Origin of the sequence: Bradyrhizobium sp. SZCCHNS2022, from assembly GCF_032377575.1 — a bacterium.
Classification (GTDB): domain Bacteria; phylum Pseudomonadota; class Alphaproteobacteria; order Rhizobiales; family Xanthobacteraceae; genus Bradyrhizobium; species Bradyrhizobium aeschynomenes.
On the sequence record NZ_JAUHHZ010000001.1, the window covers coordinates 5024743 to 5050408 of the forward strand.

General features: G+C 66.8%; 24 protein-coding genes. 8 read left to right on the forward strand and 16 right to left on the reverse strand.

Going from position 1 to position 25666, the window contains the following annotated elements; translation table 11 throughout:
* Positions 1–63: 63 nt before the first annotated feature.
* Entirely contained in the window at positions 64–792 is a 729-nt protein-coding gene (locus QXZ94_RS22520) for a tetratricopeptide repeat protein (protein ID WP_315726441.1), read from the reverse strand.
* 326 nt (positions 793–1118) lie between these two features.
* Between QXZ94_RS22520 and QXZ94_RS22525 the strand changes: the two genes are divergently transcribed.
* The gene (locus QXZ94_RS22525; RefSeq protein ID WP_315722273.1) at positions 1119–1889 is read left to right on the forward strand and encodes a hypothetical protein; all 771 of its coding nucleotides are present in this window, start codon (positions 1119–1121) and stop codon (positions 1887–1889) included.
* 112 nt (positions 1890–2001) lie between these two features.
* On the opposite strand, the gene QXZ94_RS22530 is transcribed toward QXZ94_RS22525, so the two are convergent.
* The 5 genes from QXZ94_RS22530 to QXZ94_RS22550 all read right to left on the reverse strand — a co-directional run bounded on the left by QXZ94_RS22530 (position 2002) and on the right by QXZ94_RS22550 (position 7080).
* A complete protein-coding gene (locus QXZ94_RS22530) occupies positions 2002–2802 on the reverse strand; it encodes an SDR family oxidoreductase (protein ID WP_315722274.1) in 801 nt (266 codons plus the stop codon).
* A gap of 19 nt (positions 2803–2821) precedes the next feature.
* Positions 2822–3196 carry a DUF1850 domain-containing protein gene (locus QXZ94_RS22535; RefSeq protein ID WP_172110155.1) on the reverse strand — a complete coding sequence of 125 codons (375 nt, stop codon included), beginning with the start codon at positions 3194–3196 and terminating at the stop codon, positions 2822–2824.
* The gene (locus tag QXZ94_RS22540; RefSeq protein WP_315726443.1) at positions 3193–5286 is read right to left on the reverse strand and encodes a TRAP transporter permease; all 2094 of its coding nucleotides are present in this window, start codon (positions 5284–5286) and stop codon (positions 3193–3195) included. Before QXZ94_RS22540 ends, QXZ94_RS22535 begins: the two co-directional genes overlap by 4 nt.
* A gap of 158 nt (positions 5287–5444) precedes the next feature.
* Positions 5445–6407, reverse strand: coding sequence for a TAXI family TRAP transporter solute-binding subunit (locus tag QXZ94_RS22545; protein ID WP_172110156.1), 963 nt, complete (start codon positions 6405–6407; stop codon positions 5445–5447).
* Between the two features lie 193 nt (positions 6408–6600).
* A complete protein-coding gene (locus QXZ94_RS22550) occupies positions 6601–7080 on the reverse strand; it encodes a hypothetical protein (protein WP_315722275.1) in 480 nt (159 codons plus the stop codon).
* A gap of 177 nt (positions 7081–7257) precedes the next feature.
* On the opposite strand from QXZ94_RS22550, the gene QXZ94_RS22555 reads away from it, so the two are divergent.
* The gene (locus QXZ94_RS22555) at positions 7258–7560 is read left to right on the forward strand and encodes a hypothetical protein (RefSeq protein ID WP_315722276.1); all 303 of its coding nucleotides are present in this window, start codon (positions 7258–7260) and stop codon (positions 7558–7560) included.
* A gap of 184 nt (positions 7561–7744) precedes the next feature.
* Here the strand turns inward: QXZ94_RS22555 and QXZ94_RS22560 are convergent, their stop codons facing one another.
* Together QXZ94_RS22560 and QXZ94_RS22565 are read right to left on the reverse strand one after the other, a co-directional pair.
* On the reverse strand, positions 7745–8923 hold the full coding sequence (locus QXZ94_RS22560) for a hypothetical protein (RefSeq protein WP_172110159.1): 1179 nt from the start codon (positions 8921–8923) through the stop codon (positions 7745–7747).
* Between the two features lie 25 nt (positions 8924–8948).
* Positions 8949–9578 carry a CoA pyrophosphatase gene (locus QXZ94_RS22565; RefSeq protein ID WP_315722277.1) on the reverse strand — a complete coding sequence of 210 codons (630 nt, stop codon included), beginning with the start codon at positions 9576–9578 and terminating at the stop codon, positions 8949–8951.
* A 79-nt stretch (positions 9579–9657) separates the two neighbouring features.
* Here QXZ94_RS22565 and QXZ94_RS22570 point away from each other — a divergent pair, with 79 nt between their 5' ends.
* The 3 genes from QXZ94_RS22570 to QXZ94_RS22580 all read left to right on the forward strand — a co-directional run bounded on the left by QXZ94_RS22570 (position 9658) and on the right by QXZ94_RS22580 (position 12558).
* Entirely contained in the window at positions 9658–10080 is a 423-nt protein-coding gene (locus QXZ94_RS22570; protein WP_172110161.1) for a PaaI family thioesterase, read from the forward strand.
* 152 nt (positions 10081–10232) lie between these two features.
* Positions 10233–11243, forward strand: a complete 1011-nt coding sequence (locus QXZ94_RS22575; protein WP_315722278.1) for an aldo/keto reductase — start codon at positions 10233–10235, stop codon at positions 11241–11243.
* Between the two features lies 1 nt (position 11244).
* Positions 11245–12558 (forward strand): tetratricopeptide repeat protein, encoded by a 1314-nt coding sequence (locus QXZ94_RS22580; protein WP_315722279.1) that lies wholly within the window; start codon positions 11245–11247, stop codon positions 12556–12558.
* Positions 12559–12564: 6 nt separating this feature from the next.
* On the opposite strand, the gene QXZ94_RS22585 is transcribed toward QXZ94_RS22580, so the two are convergent.
* Positions 12565–13530, reverse strand: a complete 966-nt coding sequence (locus QXZ94_RS22585) for an NAD(P)-dependent oxidoreductase (RefSeq protein WP_315722280.1) — start codon at positions 13528–13530, stop codon at positions 12565–12567.
* Positions 13531–13555: 25 nt separating this feature from the next.
* Positions 13556–14857, reverse strand: a complete 1302-nt coding sequence (locus QXZ94_RS22590) for a Xaa-Pro peptidase family protein (protein ID WP_315722281.1) — start codon at positions 14855–14857, stop codon at positions 13556–13558.
* 158 nt (positions 14858–15015) lie between these two features.
* Between QXZ94_RS22590 and QXZ94_RS22595 the strand changes: the two genes are divergently transcribed.
* Genes QXZ94_RS22595 through QXZ94_RS22605 form a run of 3 tightly spaced genes read left to right on the forward strand, consistent with a single transcriptional unit; the run spans position 15016 to position 17663 of the window.
* Positions 15016–16041, forward strand: a complete 1026-nt coding sequence (locus QXZ94_RS22595; RefSeq protein ID WP_315726445.1) for a LacI family DNA-binding transcriptional regulator — start codon at positions 15016–15018, stop codon at positions 16039–16041.
* A 57-nt stretch (positions 16042–16098) separates the two neighbouring features.
* The gene (locus QXZ94_RS22600) at positions 16099–16917 is read left to right on the forward strand and encodes a CoA transferase subunit A (RefSeq protein ID WP_315722282.1); all 819 of its coding nucleotides are present in this window, start codon (positions 16099–16101) and stop codon (positions 16915–16917) included.
* Positions 16914–17663 carry a CoA-transferase gene (locus QXZ94_RS22605; protein WP_315722283.1) on the forward strand — a complete coding sequence of 250 codons (750 nt, stop codon included), beginning with the start codon at positions 16914–16916 and terminating at the stop codon, positions 17661–17663. The genes QXZ94_RS22600 and QXZ94_RS22605 overlap by 4 nt, the downstream gene beginning before the upstream one ends.
* 1 nt (position 17664) lies before the next feature.
* Here QXZ94_RS22605 and QXZ94_RS22610 read toward each other — a convergent pair whose 3' ends face one another.
* The 6 genes from QXZ94_RS22610 to QXZ94_RS22635 all read right to left on the reverse strand — a co-directional run bounded on the left by QXZ94_RS22610 (position 17665) and on the right by QXZ94_RS22635 (position 25652).
* Positions 17665–19137 carry a D-aminoacylase gene (locus QXZ94_RS22610; protein ID WP_315722284.1) on the reverse strand — a complete coding sequence of 491 codons (1473 nt, stop codon included), beginning with the start codon at positions 19135–19137 and terminating at the stop codon, positions 17665–17667.
* A 223-nt stretch (positions 19138–19360) separates the two neighbouring features.
* Positions 19361–20827 (reverse strand): glycogen synthase GlgA, encoded by a 1467-nt coding sequence (gene glgA, locus QXZ94_RS22615; RefSeq protein ID WP_315722285.1) that lies wholly within the window; start codon positions 20825–20827, stop codon positions 19361–19363.
* Entirely contained in the window at positions 20824–22089 is a 1266-nt protein-coding gene (glgC, locus tag QXZ94_RS22620; RefSeq protein WP_315722286.1) for a glucose-1-phosphate adenylyltransferase, read from the reverse strand. The genes glgA and glgC overlap by 4 nt, the downstream gene beginning before the upstream one ends.
* A gap of 145 nt (positions 22090–22234) precedes the next feature.
* On the reverse strand, positions 22235–23182 hold the full coding sequence (locus QXZ94_RS22625; protein WP_315726447.1) for a carbohydrate kinase: 948 nt from the start codon (positions 23180–23182) through the stop codon (positions 22235–22237).
* Positions 23183–23190: 8 nt separating this feature from the next.
* Positions 23191–24849, reverse strand: a complete 1659-nt coding sequence (locus tag QXZ94_RS22630) for an FGGY-family carbohydrate kinase (protein WP_315722287.1) — start codon at positions 24847–24849, stop codon at positions 23191–23193.
* A 29-nt stretch (positions 24850–24878) separates the two neighbouring features.
* Positions 24879–25652 (reverse strand): SDR family NAD(P)-dependent oxidoreductase, encoded by a 774-nt coding sequence (locus QXZ94_RS22635; RefSeq protein ID WP_315722288.1) that lies wholly within the window; start codon positions 25650–25652, stop codon positions 24879–24881.
* Positions 25653–25666: the final 14 nt, after the last annotated feature.

A 25666-nucleotide genomic window follows, 5' to 3' on the forward strand; every position in this document is an offset into this window, starting at 1 on the left:
AGACGCAGGTCTCTCCCATTGTCGCCCTTCGCCGGAACCCGGTTCAAGCCGTGCGGCCGATGGTTAACGGCCGTCCGCTCCATTGAGCCGCCGCAGTCGGTCCTGCATCGCCCTCTTGAGATCATAGCCGGGCCGGCCGAAGGCGGCGTTGCGCCGCGCGATGAAGGCGTCCTGCTCGCGCTGCAAAGCGCGTATCGCGGCCGGCCGTGTTGCCGCGTGAACGATCCTGGCCTGCGAGGCATCGATCTCCCGATCGAGGTTGGCGAGTTCGGGATCGGCGCAGATCGCCTTCTCGACGGCACGCCGCGCCGTCGCGCAATTGAAGCTCGGCCGTCCCGCCACCGCCATCTGTGCGCCGAGACGCTCGAGCTCGAGGGCGAGCGCATGGTAGTTGCTGCGCGCACTGGCGTGCTCGGGGTTCAGCCGCAGCGCCGCGGCGAAATCTGCCAGCGCCTTCGGACGGTCGCCGTTCTTCCGATGCAGCTCACCGCGCGCATTGAAGATGTTGGCGAGCGCCGGATCGAGCTGCAGGGCGATGTCGTAGTCCGCGATGGCGCGATTGGTCTCGCCACGGGTGATGAAGATCGAGGCCCTCGCGATCAGCGCATTGATGCGATCACTTTTGGCCGCCTTGCCATTGTCGATGACCGCGTTGCATTCGGTGATCACCTTGTCCGCGTCATGTGCCTCGGACGCTGCGAGGCAGGCGCCTGCGTCGGCGACCGGCTCTTTGCCAGGCTCTGCGGCCCCCAGCGCATGCGCCGGGGTCACGGCCAGCCAGCCCAGCACCACGAGCACGGCAACAGAACCCGACCTGAGCCGGTGAACGGCTCTGGCAGCCGAGGAGGCGGACTCAGACAAGGCAGGCGCTTCTCTCAAAGGGGCGGCAATCGAGGTCAAATCCACGGGACACCCAACTATACAGCGGCGGCTCCGCCGCGACAGTCCTCTCCTGCAGGCAGCCCACGCCGAATCCTGCGCCGTCGCCGGAACCGACCGCCAGAATTGACGTGCAATTGAACGTCCTGCATGTCGCGCTCGCGGAGTTGGGATGGAGGCACCAAGGGCCGTACGAGCCGCCGCTTGAACCTCCTGCGGTTCCCGTAGACAGAACTCCCATGACGATTTTGACAGAGCATTCGCGCGCACGCGGCGTCATTGCGTCCCCGGCGCGCTATTTTTATTTCAACATGGCCCTGGCCTGCATGGCCACGGCGTTTCTCGGCTTCGTACCGACCTACTGGCTGCCGCTGGCGCGTGGTGCGTTCTCCGGTTCGCCCGTGGTTCATTTCCACGGCTTCCTGTTCTTCAGCTGGACACTGTACTTCGCGCTGCAGAGCTGGCTCGCTGCATCGGGCCGCACGGCCTGGCACCGCTCGTTCGGCATCGTCGGCGTGTCGCTCGCCACGGCGATGACGATTTTCGGCTTCCTCGTGGCGGTGGAAGCAATGAAGCGATCCGCCGCGATCGGGCAGACCGACGCAGGCATCGCCTTTTCGATCGTGCCGCTGAGCGGAATCGCCTTCTTCGCAACCGTCTTCGCGGTCGCCGTGATGCAAGCCAGGAAGCCGGAAATCCACAAGCGGCTGATGCTGCTCGCCGGCATCTCGCTGCTCGACGCCGCCGTCGCGCGCTGGTTTCTCACCTTCCTCGCGCCGCCCGGCCCACTCGGCCCGCCGCCGGTGTTCGTCACCATCCCGCCGGCCTTCGTCGCCTATCTGCTGCTCGTCGTCGCGATCGTCTACGACCGCCGTACATTCGGGCGCGTCCATCCGGTCTACCTTTATGGCGGGCTGGCGCTGATCGCGGTGAAGCTTCTCAATTGGCCGATCAGCATGACCTCGGCATGGCATGCGATCGCGGGCGGCATGCTGGCGATGGCGCAGTAGCCGCGCAATCGATCCCTCCTCCTGATTGCGAGGCGCCGGAGGCGACGAGCAATCCAGGGCCGCATTGACGCCCTGGATTGCTTCGCTCACGCTCGCAATGACGTGGAGACACCTAACTCCGGCAGGTCAATCCGCCATCGACCACCAGCATGATGCCGGTGATGTATTTCGATTCGTCGGAGGAGAGGAACAGCGCGGCATTGGCGACGTCGAAGGCGTCGCCCATATGGCCCATCGGCACCTGCGCATCGCGCTTCTTCCACATCTCCTCGACGTCGCCCTTGGCGTAGCTCGCAGCTAGGCCCGCGGAATGCTCGACCATCGGCGTCTTCATCAGGCCGGGCAGGATCGCGTTGACGCGGACGTGCTTGGGCGCGAACTCGACCGCGGTGGTGCGCGTCATCTGGTTCATCGCCGCCTTGCTGGCGCCGTAGCTGACATAGGAGATGCCGACCTGGCGGATCGAGGCCACCGAGGAGATATTGATGATGGAGCCGCCGCCCTGCGCGGTCATGACGGGAATGACGTGCTTCATGGCGAGATAGGCGCTCTTCAGGTTGACCGCGAACACGCGGTCCCACTCGGCCTCCTCGACGTCCACGACGCTGCCCATCTCGGCAATGCCGACATTGTTGTCGAGCACGTCGATCCGGCCATAGGCCGCCATGCAGGCCTTGACCATCGCCTCGACCTCGGCAGCCTTCGAGACATCGGCGGTGAATGCTTCGGCCCGGCCACCCTCACCGGTGATGATCGCCGCCGTTTCAGCCGCAGCTTCCCTGTTGCGGTCGACGCAGAATACTTTCGCGCCGTGACGCGCAAAGGTGACCGCCGTCGCCTTGCCGTTGCCCCAGCCCGGCCCGATCGAGCCGGCGCCCACCACCAGCGCCACCTTGCCCTCGAGACGTCCCATCGCGTTCTCCCGTTGCTTGTTATTCGCTGCAGGCGCTCATCGTGATCGTGGCGGCGCCGATGTCACGACCGAAGATATCCGAGATCGTCCGGCATTGCCCCTCGGCGCAGATCCGCCATTCGCCGGCGGCTCCGGAATTGCCGAGCACGATCCGCTGCAGCGGCGCGCGCTGCAGCTGCCATTGGAACCAGCCGTCGACCAGCCGCGCCTCAGGCGGCGGCTCCATGCCTGCGCCGGAGCCCTTGACACGCGCCTGCACCAACGCGAGGCCCTCAGGCGTCACCCGCCAGTCCTCCTGCCATGCCGTCTTCTCGACCGAATGGGTCCAGGCCAAGGTGAAGCCGGCCAACGCCAGCGCCTTCACCATGCCCGATGACGCCAGACAGAGGCTCAAGCGGAAGCCACCACGGCCGACGGCGGCCGCTGCCGCCACTGCCACGCCACGATCGCCACCGCCAGTACGAAGCCCACCACGTCGCTGTAGGGGAATTCGCCGAGCAGGCAGACCGATGCGATGAACGCCAGCAGGCGCTCGATCACGGTCATGCGCGTGAACAGGAAGCCGATCGCGACCATGCCGAACAGCGCGATCGCGACCAGCGCTTTCACGCCTGCATACGCGACCGCGCCGGCAAAGCCGAGATGCGCTTCCATCGGGTCGCCGGGTTGCAGCATCAGCGCGGGCGAATAGACGAACAGGAAGGGAATGACGTAGCCGGCGAGCGCGATCCGCATCGCCTCCCAGCCGATCTTGTCCGGGTTCTCCTTGGCGATCGGCGCGGCGGCCAGCGCCGCCAGCGCCACCGGCGGCGAAAGATCGGCCATGATGCCGTAATAGAACGCGAACATGTGGCTCGCGATCAGCGGCACGCCGAGCTTGGCCAGCGCAGGCGCGGCGAGGGCTGCGGTGATGATATAGGTCGGAATGGTCGGAATGCCGGTGCCGAGCAGGATCGACAGCAGCATGGTCATGATCAGCGCCGCGAACAGGCTGGTCTTGCCGAGGCCGATCACCCAGCTGCCGAAGATCGATCCGACGCCGGTCTGGGTCATCATGCCGATGATGACGCCGACGATGGCGCAGGCCATGCCGACGGTCAGCGCGGACTTGGCGCTTTCGGCCAGCGAGTCGCGGCACGCATGCAGGGTGCCCATGCCGCCGCGCACGAAGCCGGTGATGACGACCAGCGCGAGGACCACGGAGGCGACCGGAACGATCTGCAGACCGTTGCGCGACAGCGCGCCGACCACGAGCGCAAGCCCGATCCAGAACACGTAGCGCAGCACTTGGTTGGAGAAGCCCATCGTGATCGAGGTGCCCAGGATCAGCGCCACCGTGAGCGCAAGGCCCATCGAGCCCGCATAGAGCGGCGTGAAGCCTTCGAACAGCATGTAGACCAGCGCGGCCAGTGGCAGCACGAGATACCAGCGCGCCACCAGCGCCTTCCAGGCGCTCGGAATCTCCGACGGCTTCATGCCGGTCAGGCCGTGCTTGCCGGCCTCCAGATGCACCATCCAGAACGCCGAAGCGAAGTAGAGAATGGCTGGGATCACCGCAGCCTTGACGATGACCGAGTAGTCGACGCCCAGCGTCTCGGCCATGATGAAGGCGACCGCGCCCATGACCGGCGGCATGATCTGGCCGCCCATCGACGCCGTCGCCTCCACGCCGGCCGCGAAGGCGCGGCGGTAGCCGAACCGGATCATCAGGGGAATCGTGAACTGGCCGACGGTGACGACGTTGGCGACGCCGGAGCCCGAAATCGTGCCCATCATGCCCGAGGCGAACACCGCGACCTTGGCCGGACCGCCGCGGGTGCGGCCGAACAGGCCGAGCGACACATCGGTGAACAGCTGGATCATGCCGGCATGCTCGAGGAACGAGCCAAACAGAATGAACAGAAAGATGTAGGTCGCCGAGACGTAGATCGGCACGCCGTAGAAGCCCTCGGTGCCGAACGACAGATGTGTGATGATCTGGTCGAAGTCGTAGCCGCGATGGTTGAGCGGCGCCGGCAGATACTGGCCGAAGAACCAGTACAGCAGGCAGACGCCGCACATCAGCGGCAGCGCCAGCCCCATCAGCCGGCGCGTGCCCTCGAAGATCAGCACGGCCAGCAGCGTTCCGACCACGAGATCGGCACGGGTCGGATCGCCGTCGCGCGCGATCAGGTCCGCGTAGAAGATCCACTGATAGAGCCCGCACAGGAAGCCGATGGCGCCGATGGCCCACCCCACGATGCGCCCCGCATCGGTCTTGGCGGTGAAGTTGCCGATCAGGCCGAAGGTGAGCAGCAGCAGGAAGCCGACATGGACGCCCCGCACGACCTGGCTCGGCAGATAATTGAAGGCGGCGACGTAGAGCTGGAACACCGCGAAGGCCAGGCCGATGCCGTAAGCGAGATAACCCCAGCGACCCGGACCGAAGCCTTCGGGAAAGCCGTGCTCGAAATTGTCGAACTCGACCTTGACCGGCGTTTCCATGTTCACGGCTTCAATCGTCATGATCCCCCCACGCCCCATCAGGCGCTGCCGACCATGGCCGCAACCACCTGAACGATAAACTGCGCGGGAGGGTCTCCCGCGCAGCCGACTGCGAATGCCCGGGCTGCGAGGCAGGCCGGGCGATCGACGCCCTCCCCCTACTTGAGGACGCCCTTCTCCTTGTAGTAGCGGATCGCGCCCGGATGCAGCGGAACCGGGCCTTCCTGCGCCGCCGTCTCGAGCTTGATCTCCTTGCCGGCGGCGTGCGCATTGACGAGCTCGGGCAGCGACTCGAAGATCAGCTTGGTCATCTGATAGGCGAGGTCGTCTGAGACCGCCGAACTGGTGACGAGATAGTTGATCACGGCGGCGGTCGGCACGTCCTTGTCCTGGCCGGTATAGGTGTTGGCCGGAATGGTCGCGGCCACGAACGGGGGGCCGATCTTGTCCACGACCTCCTTCGGCACCGACACCACCGTGATCGGCGACGAGGTCGAAAGGTCCTTCAGCGAAGCGACGCCGAGCCCGGCCGATTGCAGCGTTGCACCCAGCTGCCGGTTCTTCATCAGATCGACGGATTCGGCGAACGGCAGATACTCCACCTTGCCGAGATCCTTGTAGCTCATACCGGCTGCGGCGAGGATCGCGCGCGAGTTCAGCTCGGTGCCGGATTTCGGCGCGCCGACCGAGAGGCTCTTGCCCTTCAGATCAGCCAGCGTCTTGATGCCGGACTCGGCGGTTGCCACGATCTGGATGTAGTTCGGATAGATCGCGCCGATCGTGCGAAGCTTGTCCAGCTTGGTCTTGAAGCCGGCCTCCTCCTCGCCGTTCCAGGCCGATTTCAGCGAGTCGCCGAGGGCGAAGGCAAGCTCGCCACGGCCCTGCTGCAGCAGGATCAGGTTCTCGACCGAGGCTTTGGTGGCCTGGACCTGGGTCTTCACGTTCGGGATCTTGTCACCGTAGATCTTTCCGATCGCGACGCCCAGCGGATAATAGACGCCCGAAGTGCCGCCGGTCAGCACGTTGATGAAGCTCTGCGCATGTGCCGCGGGAGCTGCCAGCAGGCAGGCGGCGGCCAGGAACGATCCAGTTGCAGCGCATAAGAATTTCGAGAAATGCATGTATCCTCCCATTGATTTTACCGGCAAATTGGACGGATGCGGGCGCTGGGTCAACCCATCCGAAAGAAGGGCCGACCGCAACGTCCTCTTCCAGAGCCGCAGGACCGGGAGCAACGCGGCCACGCTCTCAACCTGGCATTGACGGTGTCGGACGACTGCACCTCAAGTGCGGCCACCGACACCACGCCGCGGCTCACTGGAAGGTCATGTCGAGGCATTTGGAGATGTCCGAGCCCAACCCGGACGAGATTGTGATGCAGCCGCGCACCTTCTGCTGCGTCGCGTCTGCCACCCAGATCGAATAGCCGCCATTTCCAAAGAAGGAATTGGTGTTTGCCGGCTCGGTCTCGGTGGCATCGAATTCGTATTTCGAGTCGGTGTCGAACACCCGCGGCTTCCTGGTGCAGCCACCATCGGCCTGGACGTTGATGACCTCCTTGTTGTCGCGGGTCAGTGACAGCGACACCTGGCAGCGAAAATACTCCGACGTCTTCACATTGAAGAGGTAGGCGTAGGACTTGCAGACGGCTGTGTTCAGCTTGCCGGCGGAGAGACCGCGGCTGCAGGCGATGCGCTGGTTGTTGGACAGCTTGAAGTCGTCGGCCCGCGCGGCGGATGCCAACGTCACCAGTGACAGCGCCGTAAACCAACCGATCTTCGTGGCGAGGCTCATCCGAATCATCCCCAAAGTGTTTTATTGGCCTATGCTTCTAAACCACGCTGCAGGATAATCACGAGATCAGCGAATGGAAAATCCGTAAGCGATCACATGCGCTGCGAACGGGCGACGTCGACGCCTTCGCCAACGTTCGCGATTTGTTCGAACGATCGAGAATTGGAGGAGGAGGATATGAGCAGCCCGTTTCTGAAAGCCCTTATTGCACTCGGCGCGGTGTGCGCGCTGACCAGCGTCAGCCGCGCGGCCCCTCCCGAGCCGTGGGAGCTGAAGCCCAGCATGGGCTACGCCTATGGCAAGGACGGCAAGACGCTCGCCTATAAGATGGGCACCAAGAACGCCGACATGCTGCTGAAGGGCGCCAAGAAGGTGCCAAAGGGAACGCTGTTCTTCGTCGGCCAGAACGGCCAGCTCTACATGCGGACGGCACCCTATCTCGAAGGCGACGGCAGCTTCTCGTTCGGGGCGGACGAGTGAGCGCGAAATATCAACGCCGTCGTCTCGGCGAAAGCCGGGACCCATAAACACCGTCCTCGCTTATCGGGTACGCTGGAGCAACGTTCGTCACAATCACAACGTCCTGAGAATCTGGGTCCCGGCTTTCGCCGGGACGACGCTGGGGTGTGCATCACGCATCCGAACGATGCGCCAGGCGAGCCCCTCAGAACGCAGCCGCCAGCTCCTTGGCGCCGGGGAGATTGCTCAGCGAATCCATTCTGGCATCGGTGACCGCGAGCAGCTTCGCCACGGTGTTGTGGCGGACGGCGACGGGATTGCGCTCATAACCGCCGCGCTGGAAGAAGTTCGCGGTCGGGACCTGGTCGCGCATGTCCAGCGGCATCGTCACCATGTCGAAGCCGGTGCCGTCGCCGGTCAGGTTCATCATCTCGAGCTCGGCGGCCGAGAGCGGCCTCGTGTAGCCCTTGGCGCGCGCGAACAGCACCGACGTCAACAGCTTGTGCGTCTGCAGCATCGGCCCGACGTCGATATCCAGCACCATCGCATGCATCGCCCAGCCCTGCGGGGTATTGCCGATCTTCTCATGCGCCGACCATTCGTCCGGCACCGAGCGCGCGATCGCGACCATCTTCTTCAGGACGGCCAGCTTGTGCTCCATCGCACCGCGCGCCGGGCCCGACGTGTGCGCGACGCGCTCGCCGAGCAGACGGATGAACAGCGGCCCCTGCTCCGCCAGCAGCTCGACACTGTTGGTCGTCAGCAGCTGATTGTAACCGATCGCGGTCGAGATCGCCCGGTTGCCCTTGAAGCCCGATTGCGAGTCGTGCTTGCCGTTGCCCCCGGTCTCGAAGGCATAGACGCGCACCGCCTGCTCCCGCGTGAGCCCGGCGGCGGCAGCGAAGCGTGCGTAGGCGCGCTTGAAATCGATGTCGTTGTTCGGTCGCTGCGGCGACCATTGGAAATGCTCCTGCGCCGCCTTCACGAGGTCGGCGACGACAGGGATGTATTTGCGCTCCCGCGGCTCGCCTTCAGGCTCCGGCTCCGGATTCACGGGCCGCTTCGGACCGCTGTAGACCGGCGGCTGCTCCAGCACATAATCGTCGAGCCCGATCGGCTGCCGGTCGCGACGCTTGGCGTTGCGCGTCCGGCGCTTGTCGGAGATCGCCTTCCAATAGGCTCCCGCCTCCTGGTCGAACGCGGCGCGGGCCTGCTGATATTCGGCGAGCTTGCGCTGGTACTCCGCAATCGCCGCAGGCGAGGCCATCTGGGCGAGCGCATCGCGCGGAGCTGCAGCGGGGCCGGGTTCCGCCAGCAGGGACGAGGCGCCTGCGACGGCGCCGGCGACAATTAAGGCGAGCGTGCGAATCGGCTGATGAAGCATGTGGCCCTTGTAGCCGAAACGGCGGCTACTTCCAGGCAAACACCGGCTGTTCCAGCTCGTGGACGCGCGTGTCGCGGCCGGCCAGCACCTCGCGGAACTGATAGATCATGGCAGCGGTCGGCGCGTGAATCAGGCCCTCGCGGGCATGAAACCTGATCACGCGCCGCGTGCTCTCGGGGATCACGGTGAAATCGAACGCGTCGTCCGCCGCGATCGCATCGAGGCCGATTCGATGCACCGAGGCGACCTCGTCCGGATTCGGCCGGAGCGTGCGGCCATTCGCCGCCCATACGATGACGGGGGTAATCAGATAGCCCGACCGCGTCGGATAGTCGTCGAGCAGGCCGAGCACAGCGTCGGGCGCCAGCATCAGACCGAGCTCTTCCGCCAGTTCGCGCAAGGCCGCCTCCACCGGCGTCTCGCCGGCATCACAACGCCCGCCCGGCAGCGCCCATTGCCCGCCATGGCTGCGCAGGCCCGCGGCACGCAGGGTGAGCAGCAGCGCCGTGGTCCCGGTCTCGTGCTCCGGGGCGAGCGCGATCACCACGGCCGCAGGCTTCAGCGAGACCATCGGCTCCGCCGGGTCCCGTCGCACGAAATCGGCGCAACGGCTTGCGATTTTCCGCCTTGTGGCATCGTCGAACGGCATGGCCATGCAACTTGACTACACCAGGCCGGCGACCGATGAAACGGCCCGCAAGCCGAAGTGGCCAGGACAGGGAAGGTCGACAGAGATGACGAAATCAGCCGCGGCCCGGATGACAGCTGACGGCTGGGAGATCGTCGACACCTCGGGCTTCCTGCACCTGATCGGACCGCTGTGGCAGCGCGTCGTCGATGGCGTTCACGAATACGCCATCGTCACCGAGGACAAGCACCACAATCGTCGCGGCCTGGTCCAGGGAGGCGTGATCATGACGTTGGCGGACCGCAGCTGCGGCATGACGGCCCGCTATGCCGCCGGCAAGGAGCACATGGCGACGATCCAGTTCGACACGCATTTCGTCGAGTCCGGGAAGATCGGCGAGACGCTGGTGTCTCGACCGCACGTGGTGCGGATCACGCGCAGCCTGGTGTTCATCACCACCGAGGTCACCGCTGCTGACCGCGTGATCGCGATGGCCTCCGGCGTGTTCAAGATTTTGAGGAGCGAGTAGGCTTCTCCGCCGTCATTGCGAGCGCAGCGCGCAGCGAAGCAATGCTGAGTCGCGCGCGCAGCCCTGGATTGCTTCGCTGCGCTCGCAATGACGCGCCGGGCGAGCTATCGTCCCGCAAATCCATGCTCGCTTATGGCAGGAATGAGGCCTCAATGAACTATCGCCAGCTCGGCCGTTCCGGCCTGAAAGTGTCGCCGATCTGCCTGGGCACGATGATGTTCGGCGGTCCTGCCGACGAGCCGACATCCGCCCGCATCATCAGCAAGGCGCGGGACGCCGGCATCAATTTCATCGACACCGCCGACGCCTACAACAAGGGCGCCTCGGAGGAGGTGGTCGGCCGCGCCATCGCGGGGGAGCGCAACCGCTGGATCGTCGCGACGAAGCTGGCCAATCCGATGGGCGATGATCCCAACCGCGCCGGCCTGTCGCGACGCTGGGTGCTGCAGGCGGCCGAGGAGAGCCTCAAGCGCCTCGGCACCGGGCACATCGACATCTACTACCTGCACAAGGAGGATCACGCGACGCCGCTGGAGGAGTCCGTGCGCGCGATCGGCGACCTCATGCGTGCCGGCAAGATCCGCTATTTCGGCGTCTCCAACTACCGCGCCTGGCGGCTCGCCGAGATCTGCAATCTCTGCGATGCCATGGGCATCGACCGCCCCGTGGTCAGCCAGCCCTACTACAACGCGATGAACCGGATGCCCGAGGTCGAGCACCTGCCCGCTTGCGGCTATTACGGCCTCGGCGTCGTCCCCTACAGCCCTTTGGCGCGCGGCGTGCTGACTGGGAAGTACAGCCCCGATGCGCCGCCCGACAAGGAGACGCGGGCGGGCCGCAACGACACGAGAATGATGCAGACCGAATGGCGGCCGGAATCCTTGAAGCTGGCGCAGGAGATCAAGCGCCATGCCGAGGCCAAGGGTTTTGCCCCCGGCCAGTTCGCCGTCGCCTGGGTGCTCAACTCGGCCTTCATCAGCTCGGTCATCGCCGGCCCCCGCACCGAGGCGCAATGGGACGACTACGTCCGGGCGCTGGACTATCCGTTTGCCGCCGACGACGAGGCGCTGATCGAGCGCCTCGTCGTCACCGGCCACGCCTCGACGCCCGGCTACAACGACCCGGCCTATCCGATCGAGGGCCGCAGGGCGCGGGTCGGCTGAGATGGAGGAGGATCGCTACGGCCTGCCGCTGTCGACCGTCTCCGCCGAGGCGGCGGCCGCTTATCGCGAGGGCATGGATCTGCTGCTCGCCTTCTGGCCCGGCGCCATCGATGCCTTCGAGCGCGCGATCATGCTCGATCCGGATTTCGCGCTGGCGCACGCGGCCCGCGCGCGCATCCATGCCATCTATCAGCAGCGCGAGCCGGCGCTGCAGACCATCAAGCGCGCCCGCGACCTCGCGACCGCGAACGGCACGGCGCGCGAGCAGGGCCATATTGCGACTTTGGCGCTCGTCATCGAAGGCCGCGGCGCGGACGCGATGACCGCGACGCTGGCGCATCTGGCGAGCTGGCCGCGCGATGCCATGATCATGGCGCTGCCGCTCGGCGCGTTCGGCCTGCTCGCCTTCTCCGGCCGCGCCGATCACGACGCCGCCCGCCGCGACCTCTGCGACCGCTTTGCCGAAGCCTATGGCGAGGACTGGTGGTTCATGTCGAACCACGGCTGGGCACTGACCGAGGCCGGCGAGCCGGCGAAGGGCCGCGCCGTCACCGAGCGCAGCTTCGCGCTGCGCCGGCACAATGCCTACGCTGTGCATGCGCTGCTGCATGCGATGTTCGAGGACGGCGCGCTGGACGAGGCGGATGCGCTCGTCGAGGGGTGGATCGGCGACTACGATCGCACCGGCATGCTGCACGGTCACATCTGCTGGCACCAGGCGCTGGGCGCGCTGGATCGCGGCGATGCGGAGAAGGCGTTGGCGGTCTACACGGACGTGCTGGTGCCGACGATGGACACGGCGCCGCCGCTCAACACGCTGTCCGACTGCGCCTCGCTGCTCTGGCGATTGACGGCGGAACAGCAGCCGGTGCCACCCCATGCATGGGCCGAGACGGCCGCTTATGCGAGCAACCGCTTCACGAGCTCGAGTCTCGCCTTCGTCGAGATGCACCTCGTGATGATCGCCGCCGCGACGCATGACGGCGCCGCTCTCAAGGGGCGCCTGGCCGCGATGGAGCGGCGGCTGGCGGAAGGCAAGCTCCCCGCAGGCCGCATCGTTCCGCACATGCTGCGCGGCCTGCGGGCCTTCGCCGACGGCAACTGGCGCGGCTGCACCCGCGAGCTCGCACCTGTGATGGGGGATCTCGCCCGCATCGGCGGCAGCCATGCCCAGCGCGAGGTGATCGAGGACACCTACATCCTGGCGCTGATCCGCAGCGGCGCGCTGGCGCAGGCCCGTGACGTGCTGGACGCCCGCCTGCACCGTCGTCCCTCAGCGCGCGATGCGCGCTGGCGGGCGCTCGCCGGCAACTGAGCGGCCTTACCCCTCCGTCTCCAGGCCGGTCGGCATCGGCACGTTCTCCGGCGCAAGCTTGAGGCCGGCGGCAAGCGCGACGGTCTCCAGCAGCGCGGCAAAGTCCTTCTCCAGATAGGCGGCGGGATCTGGCTGCAGCGAGGCGGCGCCGACATGGGCCTGCAGCGACTCCCGGGTCGCTGCCGTCACCGGCATCGCGACGTCGAGCTGGCGCGCCGCCGACAGGCCGAGGTCGAGATCCTTGCGCAACAGCGGCGGCGTGAAGGTCGTGGTCCAGTCGAGATTGACCAGCGCATTGCTCTTGTACCTGGTGAAGGTGGAGCCCATCACGCTCGCGTTCATGAAGTTCAGGAACGCGTGGCGCGGCACGCCGGCCTTCTGCGCCAGGATGGTGATCTCGGCGAGGTTCTGGATCACGACCCCGAGGAACACGTTGTGCGCGATCTTGCAGATTCGCGCCAGCTCGCCCTCGCCGACATAGGACACGCCGGAGACGGCGATCTTGGCGAGGTAAGGCTCGATGATGTCGAATGCGGGCTTCGGTCCGGAGACCACCGACGACAGCTTGCCGGCCTTGACGCATTTGCCGTTGCCCGACACCGGCGCGCGCACGAACTCGCAGCCGAGCTGGTTCAATTTCGCAGCGATCGCCTCCGATTGCTCGATGCCGATCGATGAGCAGTCGACGAGGAATTTCGGACGCGGTCCGTCGCGCGAGGCGACGAGGCCGTTGTCGCCGAAATACACCTGCTCGAGATCCCTGCCGGTCGACACCATGGTGAACACGATATCGCATCCCGCAAGATCGCCCGGATGGTCGACGATGACGCCGCCCTTCGCTGCCAGCGGCTCGGCCTTGGCGCGCGTACGGTTGAAGATCGACACCTTGTGGCCGGCCTTGAGCAGGCGCTCGGCCATCGGATAGCCCATGCGCCCCATGCCGATCCAGCCGAGCGAATGCGTCGCTGCCATCTGCGTTACTCCCTCTCAAATTCGCTCAGTAGCGGTTGGCGATCGGCAGCTCTTCTGCGGGGAACAGCGTGATCACCTGGCAGCCCTTGTCGGTGACGACGACCTCCTCCTCGATGCGCGCGGCGGAGAAGCCGTCGGTGGCCGGACAATAGGTCTCCAGCGCGAACACCATGCCGGTCTTGATCTCCATCGGATTGTCCAGCGACACCAGGCGCGAGATGATCGGCCGCTCGTGCAGCGCAAGGCCGAGGCCGTGGCCGAATTGCAGGCCGAACGCCGCCATCTCCGAGGGAAAGCCGAACTCCTCGGCCTTCGGCCAGACCTTGGCGACGGTGTCGGTCGACACGCCCGGCTTGATCAGCGCAATCGCATTGTCGAGCCATTCGCGGCACTGCTTATAGGCATCGTGCTGCGCCGGCGTGGCGCGGCCGACGTTGAATGTGCGGTAGTAGCAGGTGCGATAGCCCTGATAGGACTGCAGGATGTCGAAGAAGGCCTGATCGCCGGGGCGCAGGATCCGGTCGGTGAAATTATGCGGATGCGGATTGCAGCGCTCGCCGGAGATGGCGTTGATCGCCTCGACGTCGTCGGAGCCCATCTCGTAGAGCATCTTGTTGGCGAGCGCGACGATGTCGTTCTCGCGTACGCCCGGCTTCAGGTTCTCGTAGATCGAATGATAGACGCCGTCGACCATGGCCGCGGCCTGGTTGAGCAGCATGATCTCGTCGATGCTCTTGATCTCGCGGGCGTCCAGCATCACCTGCTGGCCGTCGACCACCTTCATGCCGGCCTTCTGCAACTCGAAGAACATGGCGGTCTCCGCGAGGTCGACGCCGACCGGCATGTCGGCGACGCCGGCGGCGCGCAACAGGCTCATGACCTCCTCGGCATGCGCCTTCATCAGCCCGACGGCCGGCGGCACCGTGCCGCGCATGCCCAGCATGCCGGCCCGGCAGTTCTCGGGCGCCAGCCAGTCGCAGAACATGCGATGATGCACGGCGGCCGAGCCGAAATCCCATACGATCGGCTCGCCATCGCCGGCCAGCAGCGCGAAACGACACAGCTTGTCGCGCTCCCACTCGCCGATCTTGGTGCCCGAGACGTAGCGGATGTTGTTGACGTCGAACAGCAGCAACGCGCCGCAGCCCGAGTTCTTCAGGGCCATTCGCGCCCGGGCCAGCCGGTATCGCCTGAGACGATCGAAATCGACACGGCGCTCGAAATCGACCGAGACGTGGCCATGCGAGGGAATCGCGCGGCTCCAGCGCCAATGCGGATCGAGATGCTCGGGGCTGACCAGATGCGGCTTCAGCGCGCTCGCTGTCATGTGGACGTTTCCCTGTGGGCTATTGCAATCGATTGCAGAGCCGGATTTATTGCACACACGTTAAGGGTGTCAAGGTAGGATCGGGCCAAAACGTCGCTGCGCTGCGACATCGGGGGCTGGACATGAAGCGGACGTTGCAATCGACGGTGGGCCGGCGCATGGCGGCAGCGTCGCGCCCAACGATCAAGGACGTTGCCGCCCGTTGCGGCGTGCACCCCTCGACGGTCTCGCGCGCCCTGAGCCCCGCGATGAAGCACCTCGTCGCCGACGATGTCGCCGACCGGATCAAGGCCGCCGCCAACGCGCTCGGCTACCGGCTCAACATGGCCGCCAAGGGCCTTCGCACCGGACGCAGCGGTCTGATCGGCGTGCTCGCCCCCGATATCGCCGACCCCGGCTTTCCGCCGGTGCTGTCCGGCATCACCGATCATCTCAATGCCGAAGGCTATGCGACGATCGTCGTCGACGTCGGCAGCAACGGCTCGGAGCAGGATCTCGTCGACCGTCTGATCGCCCGTGGCGTCGATGGCCTGGTGCTGGCGACGGTCACCTTGCACGACGACGTCGTGAAGCATTGCCTTGATGCGGCGCTGCCGGTCGTGCTGGTCAATCGCGTCGATGCCGCCGGGCAGCTGCCTTCGGCCGCCAGTGATGATGCGGCGGGCATGCGTCTGGCTGTCGAGCATCTCGTCGCGCTCGGCCATCAGCGTATCGGTCATGTCGCGGGCCCGCAGCACGTCTCGACCGGCGCCCGCCGGCGCGCCGGCTTCGAGGCCAGCGTCCGCGACGCCGGCCTGTCCGCCCGCCACACGCCGGTCGAGACGGTCGAGGCCTATACGCGGGCGGCGGGCCGCGAGGCTGCGCTGCGCCTGCTCTCACGCCGCATCAGGCCGACCGCCATCGTCGCCGCCAATGACCTGCTGGCGCTCGGCGTCTATGACGCGCTGGCCGTGCGCGGCCTGGCCTGCCCCCACGACGTCTCCGTCGTCGGTCACAACGACATGCCGTTCGTCGACATGGTCGCGCCGCCGCTCACCACCATACGTATCGCGCAGCGCGACATGGGCGAAGCCGCAGCGCGGCTGCTGCTGGCACGGATTGCCGGTCCCGAGGCGGCAAGCGAGCACATCGTGCTCGCGCCGCAGCTGATCATCCGGGGGTCGACCATCGCATGTGGCCACTGACAGCTCCGCGAAGCACGGCTACATTCGACGTCGAAGCAACAACAGGAGGACACGCCGATGACCGAGATGGTCGGCTTGCAGGCGCTCGTTGCGTCGATTGAACCGGGCCAGTCGGTGACGATCCCGGTGGACCGTGCCGGCGTCTCGATGGCCGCGACAGCAGCGATGATCGAGGCCGGCCTGACCGGGCTGCACCTGGTCTGCGTGCCGATCAGCGGGCTGCAGGCCGATCTGCTGATCGGCGCAGGCGTGGCGTCATCGGTCGAAACCAGCGCCGTCTCGCTCGGCGAAGCCGGCGGCGCGCCACGCTTCGCAGCGGCCATCCGCGCCGGCAGCATCAGGCTGCGCGACGCCACCTGCCCCGCGATCCATGCCGGCCTGTTGGCCGCGCAAAAAGGCGTGCCGTTCATGCCGATCGCCGGCATCATCGGCAGCGACCTGCTCGAGGTCCGTCCCGACTGGAAGGTGATCGACAGCCCGGTTGGCGAGCCCGGCAAGGTGGTGGTGGTGCCCGCGATCACGCCCGATGTCGCGCTGTTCCACGCGCCCGAAGCCGACCGCTTCGGCAATGTCCGCATCGGCCGCTATCGCGAGCTCGCGACCATGGCCTACGCCGCAAGGCGCACGCTGGTCACCGTTGAGCGCATCGTCGAGCGCGACCTGATGGCGACCGAGGATACCGCCGCCGGCGTGCTGCCGGCGCTCTATGTCGATGCGATCGCGGTCGCCGAGAACGGCGCCTGGCCGCTGCCGCTGTGGGACGAGTACGAGACGGATGGGGCCGAGCTTGCGCGCTACGCCGCGATGGCGCGCACGGACGAGGGGTTTCGCGCCTATCTCTCCGCCTTCCTGAGCCGCAGCAAGCAGGTGGCATGACCATGCAGGACGATCGCGCACGGAAAGAGCTGCTGATCACCGTCATCGCCGGGCTGCTCGACGGCATCCGCCATGTCGCCGTCGGCGCCTCCTCGCCAATTCCGGCCGCGGGCGCGATGCTGCTGCGGGCGCGCAACGAACAACAGGGCAAGCCGCCGGTACGCATCTCGATCCTCGGCTCGAGCCGGCACAACTTCTTCACCAATGGCGGCGTCGAGCTGTTCGACTGCGCCGCGCAGGGCCGCGTCGATGCGTTCTTCCTCGGCGGCGGCCAGATCGACGGCGCGGGCAACATCAACCTGGTCGGCACCGGCGACTATCCGCGCATGAACGTGCGCTGGCCCGGATCGTTCGGCTCGGCCTATCTGTACCACCTCGTCCCGCGCGTGATCCTGTTCCGCGAGGAGCATTCGCCGCGCGTGCTGGTGCCGAAGGTGGATTTCGTCAGCGCTGCGGCAACGACGCCGGAGGTGAAGCGGCGCGGCGGCCCACACGCGCTGCTGACGAACCTCGCGCTGTTCGATTTCGACCGCGAGCGCGGCGGCTTCCGGCTGTGCTCGGTGCATCCCGGCTACTCCGCCGAGGACGTGCGCGACCGAACCGGTTTCGACTACGAGGTGCCCGAGATCGTGCCGCCGACCCCCATGCCCGACCGCGCGACGGTCGAGCTGATCCGCGGCCGGATCGTCGACGAGCTCGCCGAATGCTATCCGGAATTCGCGCGATCGATGGCCGCGGCGGCTTAGCTCACTGCACCTCCGCGCGCGTGATCACCTGGCCGGCACGCGCGTTCTGGTGCGCGCCCTGCCACCACGTCAGCGCGCCATTGACGATGACGGCCTCGATGCCGGCGGCGGGCACGCAGGGCTCATCATAGGTCGCGCTGTCGCGCACGCTGGCGGCATCGAAGATCGTGATGTCTGCGTGATTGCCGACCGCGAGCGTGCCGCGGCCCTGGATGCCGAAATTCTGCGCGGTCAAGCCGCTCATCTTCCACACCGCGGTCTCCAGCGAGAACAGCGCAAGCTCGCGGCAGTAATAGCCGAGCACGCGCGGGAACGTGCCCCAGAGGCGCGGATGCGGCCGCTCGCCGAATGGCAGGCCGTCGGAGCCGATCATGGTCGGCTCGAAGGCGAGGATGGTCTGCACGTCGGCCTCGTCCATCGCGAAATAGATCGCCGACGCCGGTTGCAGCCGCTTCGCCGCTTCCAGCCGATCGACGCCCCAGGCGGCGGCGATGTCGGCCAGATCGCGGCCCGCGACCTCGGGATGCGGGCCGGACGCCGCGACGACGACCCTGACCTGCAGCTTGGCCGGATCGGTGTGCAGCATCGTGGAGGAGGCATTGTAGGGGTAACAGTCGAGCGCGACGCATTGGCAGCTCATCGCCTTCGTGATCAGCGGCAGCGTTTCCTTGGTGCGGCCGAAATTGGCGGGTCCCACCACCTTGTGATGCGAGATCACGACCTGGACGTCGAGCGCCTTGCCGATCGCAAAGCTCTCCTCCAGCGATTTGACGACGTCGTCCGCCTCGTTGCGCATATGCGTCGCATAGACGCCGCCGCTGCCGGTGAGCGGACGGCAGACCGCGATGATCTCCTCGGTCGGCGCCGCCTCGGCTGGCGGATAGAACGTCCCTGTCGAGACGCCGATGGCGCCGGCATCGAGCGCCTCCTGCACAGAAGCGCGCATCTCGACGATCTCGGCTTCGGTCGCCGCGCGGCCAAGATCGCTCACGACCGACGCACGCAACGAGGTGTGGCCGACCATCGGTGCGACATTCACGGCCGACGGCGCCGCGCGCAGAGCGGCAACGTAGTCGGCGAACGCGGCATATTCGACCACCTTCTCGCCGCCCGGCGACAGCAGGCCGAGCGGCATCGGGCGCGGCGAGCCCGGCTTCAGCGGCGCGATGCTGACGCCGCAATTGCCGGTGACGACCGAGGTGACCCCCTGCGAGATCTTGCAGGTCATGCCGGGATCGACCAGCACGGCGCTGTCGTCGTGCGTATGCGAATCGATGAAGCCCGGCGCAACGATCCGGCCGGTGGCATCGATCGCCCGCACCGCGATCCGGCCATCGAGATCCCCGATGGCGACGATGCGGCCGTCCTTGATGCCGACATCCGCGTCGAACCGCGGCGCCCGTGTGCCGTCGATGACGATGCCGTTGCGGATGATGAGATCGAGGGAATCGATTGGAGGCCTGGTGTCGGTCATGGGGTCTCGCGGAAAGCTGTAGAAGGCTGCCGAGACTATCCGCATGCTGTCCCGATGCGTCCAGCGCGATCCACATGAGCCGCACGCTTGGCTGGGCTGCCTGAATGGCGGTTGGAGCCCGACGCTCGGGCCACACACGGTGCGCTCCCTCTCCTCGTTCGTACGGGGAGTGGGATGGCGGGCACGAACGGCGAGGTAAGGGCCGGGCCAGCCGAACGACGTGTCACCCCGCCGGCCGGCGCTGCGCGACGATCTGCCGGTACAGATCGGCATATCGGCCGGCGCGGTGCCGCCACGACACGTCGGTCAGCATCGCGTTGAGCTGCATGCGGGTCCAGTTCGAGGCGTTGCTGCGGGCGGCGTAGAACGCGGCGGCGGCGCGGCGCAGGGTCTGGTCGAGGGCTTCGGCGGTCACGGATGCGAACTTGAACCCGGTCGCGGCCATGCCGGCCTCGGTCTCGTCGATCACGGTGTCGGCAAGGCCGCCGACGGCGGTCACGATCGGCAGCGCGCCGTAGCGCAGCGCGCACAGCTGGGTTAGGCCGCACGGCTCGAACCGGGAGGGCACGACCAGCGCATCGCAGCCGGCCTGGATCAGATGTGCGAGGCTCTCGTCATAGCCGATGACGACGCCGATCTGTCCGGGATGGCGCGCCGCCGCGGCGCGGAATGCCTCGCGCAGCTCGGCGTCGCCATCGCCGAGCAGCGCCAGCTGGATGCCGCTGCTCGTGACGGTGGGCAGGCAGGCCAGCAGGAGGTCGAGGCCCTTCTGCGAGGTCAAGCGGCTGACGACCCCGAGCAGGAACGTCTCGGGGGCCACCTGCAATCCCATCCGTGTCTGCAGCGCAGCCTTGTTGGGCGCGCGCGCCTCGATTCGCTCGATGCCGAAATGCGATGGGATGGCCGGATCGCTGCCGGGATCCCACACCGCCGTGTCGATCCCGTTGAGAATGCCCACGAGATCGGACGCACGCTGGCGCAGCAGGCCGCCGAGGCCCATGCCCTGCTCGTCGCTCTGGATCTCCCGTGCATAGGTCGGCGACACCGTCGTGATCTTGTCGGCAAATTGCAGCCCCGCCTTGAGGAAGCTGATGTCGCCGTAATATTCGAGGCCGTAGATCGAGAACGCTTCCGGCGGCAATCCGAGCGGCACCAGCAGATGGCGCGGAAAGCGGCCCTGGAACGCCAGATTGTGCACGGTCATGACCGTGCCGGGATGCGGCCGGTGGCTGTAGAGCAGATAGGCCGGCACCAGCCCGGCCTGCCAGTCGTGACCGTGAACGACATCGGGCACGAAGCCCGGCACCGTGCCGAGCCCGATATAGGAGGCCGCCCGTGCCAGCGCCGCGAAGCGGAAGGCGTTGTCGGGCCAATCCTTGCCGTCGGGCCCGAGATACGGATTGCCCTCGCGGTCATACAGATGCGGCGCGTCGAGCACGAACAGATCGAGCGCGCCATGGCTGCCGCCGAGCAGCCGGGCGTTGCCGCCGAAGAAGTTCGGCAGCGAGCTGATCTCGCTGACCTGCTCCAGCGCCGCCATGACCGCGGGATAGCCGGGGATCAGCGTGCGGACCTCGATGTCCTCGGCCATCAGGGCCCATGGCAGCGCGCCGACGACGTCGGCGAGACCGCCGGTCTTGACGATGGGATAGACCTCAGACGCAACCGACAGAACGCGCAGCGGCGTCATGAATTGAGCCCGTCGATCATCGGCTGGGTGATCAAGGTGACGCCGCTCTCCGTGGTCCTGAACCGCTTGGCATCGAATTCCGGGTCCTCGCCGACCACGAGCCCTTCCGGAATCTGCACGCCGCGGTCGACCACCACGTTGGTCAGCCGCGCGTGGCGGGCGACGTTGACGTAAGGCAGCAGCACCGCGTTCTGCAGCTTGGCGTAGGAATGCAGGTGAGCCCCGGTGAACAGCAGCGAGCGCTGCACCTGCGCGCCCGAGACGATGCAGCCGCCGGAGACCAGCGAGCACGTCGCCTCGCCCCGGCGTCCGTCGACGTCGTGAACGAACTTGGCTGGCGGCGTGATCTCCGAATAGGTCCAGATCGGCCACGAGCGGTCATAGAGATCGAGCTCCGGGACGACGTCCGTCAGGTCGAGATTGGCGGCCCAATAGGCGTCGACCGTTCCGACATCGCGCCAGTAGCTGCGCGGATCATGGCCGGCGCGGACGCAGGAGCGCGTGAACTGGTGCGCGACCGCACGGCCGTTCTTGACGATATGGGGAATGATGTCGCGGCCGAAATCATGATTGGAGTTCGGATCGGCGGCGTCGCGCTTCAATTCATCGAACAGGAATTTGGCGTCGAAGACATAGATGCCCATGCTCGCGAGCGACATGTCCGGTTTGCCGGGAATCGGCGGCGGATCGGCGGGCTTCTCGATGAAGTCCCGGATGGTCTCGTCCTCGTTGATGTGGATGATGCCGAAGCCCGAGGACTCCGCCCGCGGCGTTTCCAGGCAGCCCACGGTGACGTCGGCGCGCTGGTCGACATGCTGCTGCAGCATCAGCTCGTAATCCATCTTGTAGATGTGATCACCGGCGAGCACGACGATGTATTTCGTATTGTAGGTCTCGAGAATGTCGATGTTCTGGTACACGGCATCGGCCGTTCCGACGTACCACATCGTCTCCGAGACGCGCTGGCTCGCGGGAAGGATGTCGAAGCTCTCGTTGCGCTCGGGGCGGAAGAAGTTCCAGCCCATCTGCAAGTGCCGGATCAGGCTGTGCGCCTTGTATTGCGTCGCCACCGCAATGCGCCGGATGCCGGAATTGACGGCGTTCGACAGCGCGAAGTCGATGATGCGCGACTTGCCGCCGAAATAGACGGCGGGCTTGGCGCGCCGGTCGGTGAGCTCGAGCAGGCGGCTGCCGCGCCCGCCTGCCAATACGAAGGCCAGCGCATGACGGGACAGCGGCTCGGTCCTGGCGGCGGGTGCCATAGTTCTCCTCCCTGCAACTCGTTGTCGCGTCATGATTTCCGCGGCCCGGTCAACGATGGCTCGCAATCGCGCCCCCGTCGCCCGGTACTCACATATGACGGGGGAACAGCCAACCAGTTCCCAATGACGAGTGCAATGGGGTGCTTCAGCCCAGACGATCCCAGGTTGCAATCATGTCGTCCCACCGTGGCGGGTCGGCGCCCTCGCGGGTGCAGGTCACGGCGGCGCAGGCCCCGGCAAAGGCGAGCGCCTTGCGCAACTCGGCTTGATCCAATGCGCGCAAGGCGTCCCGGCCGATGCGGCCGAGCTTGCGCAGCGCGAACAGCATGCCGGCCTGGAACGTGTCGCCGGCGCCGATCGTGTCGACCACCTCGACCGTCGGCGCCGCGACCTCCACCGCGCCGGCCTGCGCATGCCAGCCGAGCGCGCCCTTGGGACCGCGGGTCACGACCACCAGGCTGGTGCCGCGGGCCAGCAGCGCCGCGGCTCGCGCGGCGTAATCGTCGCGGCCGTGCAGATAGTCGAAGTCGACATCGGACATCTTGATCAGGTCGGCGCTCGCGGCGAACTCATCCATCTGGAGCCGATAGGCGGCCTTGTCGGTCACGAGGTTGGGCCGGCAGTTCGGGTCGAACGAGATCGTCACCTTGCCCTGCGTGGCGGCGATCATTGCGCGGGTCTCCCGCGCGCCCTGGTCGTGGATCAGCGTCGTCGAGCCCACATGGATGGCGCCGATGTCGTTGAACGGAATGCTGCCGGGCCGGAACGTCCATTTCCGCGCGGCGGTCTCGGCGTCGTAGAAGGCGTATTGGGCCTCGCGACCGACATGGCGCACGAACGCCAGCGTGGTCTGGTCGGCGCTGCGCGTGGCGTAGCCGAGATCGACGTTCGAGGCCTGCGCATGCGCGGCGACCATCGTGCCGAACAGGTCGGTCGAGATGCCGCCGACGAAACCGGTGGGCGCGCCCAGCCGGGCCAGCCCGACTGCGACGTTGAGGCACGAGCCGCCGACCACCGGCCGCAGCACATCGCGTCCATCGGCCGATCTTGCCGGCACGAAATCGATCAACGCATCGCCGCAGCTCAGGATCATGGTCATGGTCATGCCTCCCCACCGGCGCCATCACCGCCCTCATGCATCACGGAACGGCTGTCGCGATCAAGCGTCCGCAGCAGGGCATGGATGCGGCGCTTGCGGCGATGGAAGTCGGCAATGCTCCGCGCGGTCGGATCGCTGAGCCGGCCGAGCGATGACATCGAGGCCATCGTCTCACCGATCGAGCGGAAGGCGCCGCTGGCGACCGCGCCCAGCATGGCCGCGCCGAGCAGCACCGGCTCCTGCGTCCCCGGAAGCGCTACGGTCAGCCCGGTCGTATCGGCCATGATCTGGCGCACCAGCGGGCTGCGCGAGGCGCCGCCGGCCATCACCAAGGTCCGGCTGCCGACGCCATGGGCCGCGAAGGCATCGATCACGTCGGCGAGACCATAGGCGAGACCGCACAACCCCGCGACGAACAGCCGTTCCATGGCGCCGATATCGGCATCGAGATCGAGCCCGGCAATCACGGCGCGTGAATCCGGGTCGGCGTAGGGCGAGCGGTTGCCGAGAAACTCAGGGAGGATATGGACCTCACGCGCGAGCAGCGCCGCCGCGCCCGCGTCCGGCGTGCGCGCCATGATCCGCTTCTCCAGGAAGCTGATCAGATCGAGTCCCTCGGTGCGTGCTGCCGCGGTCGCCTCCGCAAACGCCGGGTGCGAGCGAAGAAGATGATCGATCGCGGCGCCCGCGGCCGACTGGCCGCCCTCGTTGAGCCAGAAGCCCGGGACCATCCCCTGAAAATAAGGACCCCATACGCCGGGCACGAAGGACGGCGCCCGCGTCGTCGCCATGATGCAGGCCGACGTCCCCATGATGTAGGCGAGGCGATCGCTGACATCGACGTCGCCGCCGTCGGCCGCGCGGCCGCCGATCGCGCCGATGCCGCCGGCATGGGCGTCGATCAGCGCGGCGCCGACAGGCGTGCCAGGCGGGAGCCCGAGTTCAGCCGCAGCGTCCGGCGACAGCCCACGACCGAGCGGCGTGCCAGGCGCGACGATGCCGGTGCCGATCCGCGCATAGTCCTCAGAGACGAAATCCTCGAGGCCAATGCGGCGGAAATACTCCGCGCTCCAGCGCGTCTCATGCGCCAGGTAGTTCCACTTGCAGGTGACCGTGCACATCGAGCGCGCCGTCGAGCCCGTCGCGCGCCAGGTGAGGAAGTCGGCGAGATCGAAGAAGTGCCCCGCGGCGTCAAAGCTCGTCCGCAGATGCCGCTTCAGCCAGAGCAGCTTCGGCATCTCCATCTCCGGCGAGATCGAGCCGCCGACATAGCGTAGCACCTCGTCCCCGGTCGCATTGATGTCCCGCGCCTCGGCCAGCGCGCGATGGTCCATCCAGACGATGACGTTGCGGGCGGGATCGCCGGAGCCGCTGACGGTGAGCGGCGTCCCCTGGCGGTCGAGCACGACCAGCGAGCAGGTCGCGTCGAAGCCGATGCCCTTGACCAGCTCGGGCGCGATCGCCGCTTCCGACACGGCGGCTTTGACCGAGGCACAGCAGGCGCGCCAGATGTCGTCGGAGGATTGCTCGACGACGTCACCGGCCTCGTGCCAGGTCTGGATCGGATGCCGCGCCGCCGCGAGCAGTCGGCCGTTGGAATCGAAGATCCCGGCGCGCGTGCTGGTTGTGCCGACATCGACACCAATGAACGCCTGCCGCATGTTTCGCTCCCGTCAGATTTGACGCGAGCTTACCAGCAAGTGTAGCCGCCATCGACAACGACGACGCTCCCGGTCATCAAACTTGCGGCCTCCGAGGCGAGGAACAGCACCACCGAGGCGATCTCCTCGACCTGCCCCATCCGTCCCATCGGGGTTCCGCCGATCCAGGCGTCGTACATGCGCGGGTTGCTCTTCACGAAGGCGTTGAGCGGCGTCTCGATATAGGTCGGCGCCACCGCGTTGACGCGGATGCCGCGCGCGCCCCATTCCGCCGCCAGCGACTTGGTGAGATGGTGCACCGCAGCCTTGGAGGCGTTGTAGAAGCACTGCTCCTGCGGCTTGTTGACGATGAAGCCGGACATCGAGCCGATGTTGACGATGGTGCCGCTCTTGGCCGCCAGCATGTGCTTGCCGAACGCACGGCAGCACCAGAAGGTGCCGTTGAGATTGACGTCGAGCACGTTGAGCCAGTGCTCGTCGGTGACGGTCTCGGCCGGCGTCTCGCTGCGGGCGATGCCGGCATTGTTGACGAGGATGTCGACCTTGCCGCGCCGCGCCACGAGATCGTCGGCGGTCTGCGTCACCTGGGCCGAATTGGTCACGTCCATCAGCGCGGTCTCGGTGTCGAACCCCCTCGCCTTCATCGCGGCCTGCGCATCGGCTGCCGCTTTGGCATCACGGTCGGCGATCACGACATGCGCGCCCGCCTCCGCCAGTGCCTCGACGCAGGCCAGGCCGATGCCCTGCGCACCGCCGGTGATCAGCGCGGTCTTGCCGTTCAGCTTGAATTTTTCCAGATACATCGTCGTCGTCCGTG